Raw genomic sequence first — 2,151 nt, forward strand, 5'->3', positions numbered from 1 at the left:
TCGGATATGTGACCCCGGAACAGATGCATCAGGACCTTGCAGCAGGGATTATCGCTGAAAGAAAAAGAGTATTGGGAAAGCAGCAGAAACTTCGTAAAATGTACTGCTCAGCAAATCAAACAACCGGAAGCGGGCTGTAGTTTATTGGAAACCCGTTTCGCGACATCATCCAAAAATCACGCCGTGGAACTTTTAGACCTTGTGTAACTCTCTCTCAAGATATAATGCCTTTTGAGCCAGAGGAGTCTGCACGGTACGGACTGCACTATCACCGTATTCGTTTTTTTGTATTGAGATTTATACAGATGTATTCTTTAAGAAGAGCAGATGGTGCAGCCTTTTTAACAAAATATGCTGCTGATGTAATTCAGTTGTATACAGGTGCTCTTTTAAATACTGAAGTTATTCATCATGGTATTCCAGACGAGTTTCGTAGTTCCCAAAAAGGGTTAGGAAGTAAAAGTTTTGTTGATAAGGATATACAATGCCTGTATATTTCAAATTCGGCACCTTATAAAAATCAGGTGTTTGTAGTGGAAGCTATTAGCCGCTTGCGTATGAAAGGTTATACAGTTAATTTGCTTCTTGTAGGTGGAGGGAAAGGGAAGGCACAAAAAGATTTAGAAATCAAAATTAAAATGCTTGACCCCGATGGGCTCTTTGTGAGCCAATACCCTTTTGTGGAACATAATCAGTTACCAAATATTATAAAAATGCAGATATATTTATTTTTGCGTCCTCTTGCGAAAGTATGCCAGTGACGTTGCTTGAGGGTATGTCTTCATTAATACCCATTGCTTGTTCTATAAGTGGTCCAATGCCAGAAATTCTTCAGTCTGGAGGAGTATATTTTGATCCGAAAAAAGCTGATTCAATTGCTGAAGCTATTGAGAATTTAATCCTAAACGAGCAGTTAAGAAATGAGATATCTTGTCGAGCATATAAACGAGCATCGGAAATGAGTTGGGCACATTGCGCGTCAAAAACACTTTCTTTTCTTGTATCTACTTTATCAAATTATAATAGGTAACAATTGCATTCGGTAGTGAATTAATAATCGAAATAATTTAGAAAACATATAATATAAAGTATATTGCATATACTCGTTCAATAATACAATTAGCTTCAAATATCTTCTCAATTTATAATAACAAGCCAACCATTCAAAACAAATTTAATTATGAAACCAATATTTGATGTATTAAAACATTTGGCTCGGTTATTTATGAAAATCTACTTTCCAACTGGTCCATATAGAGTTAAAGAAGTAGAGCTATTTGGGTTTAGGGCTCTTCTATTCATTGATCAGTTGATTTGTCAAAAAATGTACCTGCGAGTCTTTGAACGTGCGGAAACAAAAGTTCTTCAGAAACTTATAAAGACTGATGATGTGTGTATCGATATAGGTGCTAATGTTGGCTATTACACTCTATTGTTTTCTAAACAAGCAAGCCATGTAATGTCCTTTGAACCTATTGACCAAAATGCGGATCTATTACAGCTTTCATTGTCAACAAATGAAATTAATAATGTTGAAATATTTCGGTTTGTATGTGGATCAAACTCTGGTAATATTTCCTTTGCTCAAAGTGAGGAGTCTGGTCTTTCATCTGTATTATCGGGAGTCTCTCCTCATGATGGAATGGGAGAGTTCGGTGCATCTATTAGAAATGTTTTAGCCAAAAAACTTATACGAATTGATGACATAGATATTAACCGGTTGGATATTGTAAAGATTGACGTTGAGGGGTATGAAGCGGAAGTTCTTGCAGGAATGAAAAACACTTTGCTCCGGCTTAGACCGCGGTTGATAATGATTGAATTAGTAGATTCTTATTTAAGTAGTTACGGGTCTAGTATAGAAGAAGTTTTTATTTTTATGAAAAATATTGATTACGTACCAATGGAGATTATTGGGAGTACACTAATGCCGTGGAGGGGGGGGAGAGTAATAAATGATGATTACTTTTTTAGTGTTCGAGATTTAGTAGTATCGGTTTAAAAAACAGAATATCTTAAAAACTCTAAAGAGAAGTCATGTCCCATATCTCCTTTTGTTTGGGTCTCCGCCGAATTTAGTGGATTAGTACCTGGATGAAGTACTTCATCAGCTGATGGCCATGTTAAGCTTTCCGCAATAAAACAGTATCC

Annotated in this window: 3 protein-coding genes; all 3 read left to right on the top strand. The window is 36.1% G+C overall.

Features of this window, described 5'->3' with window-relative positions:
* Positions 1–224: 224 nt before the first annotated feature.
* Complete coding sequence (locus EKD02_RS09745; protein WP_126385309.1) at positions 225–761, top strand: glycosyltransferase family protein; 537 nt, start codon at positions 225–227, stop codon at positions 759–761.
* On the top strand, positions 752–1,030 hold the full coding sequence (locus tag EKD02_RS10430; RefSeq protein ID WP_185805745.1) for a glycosyltransferase: 279 nt from the start codon (positions 752–754) through the stop codon (positions 1,028–1,030). Before EKD02_RS09745 ends, EKD02_RS10430 begins: the two co-directional genes overlap by 10 nt.
* Before the next feature lie 150 nt (positions 1,031–1,180).
* Positions 1,181–2,002 carry an FkbM family methyltransferase gene (locus EKD02_RS09755; RefSeq protein WP_126385311.1) on the top strand — a complete coding sequence of 274 codons (822 nt, stop codon included), beginning with the start codon at positions 1,181–1,183 and terminating at the stop codon, positions 2,000–2,002.
* The last annotated feature ends 149 nt before the right edge of the window (positions 2,003–2,151 follow it).

The organism is Chlorobium phaeovibrioides (genome assembly GCF_003968655.1).
Lineage (GTDB): Bacteria > Bacteroidota > Chlorobiia > Chlorobiales > Chlorobiaceae > Chlorobium > Chlorobium phaeovibrioides.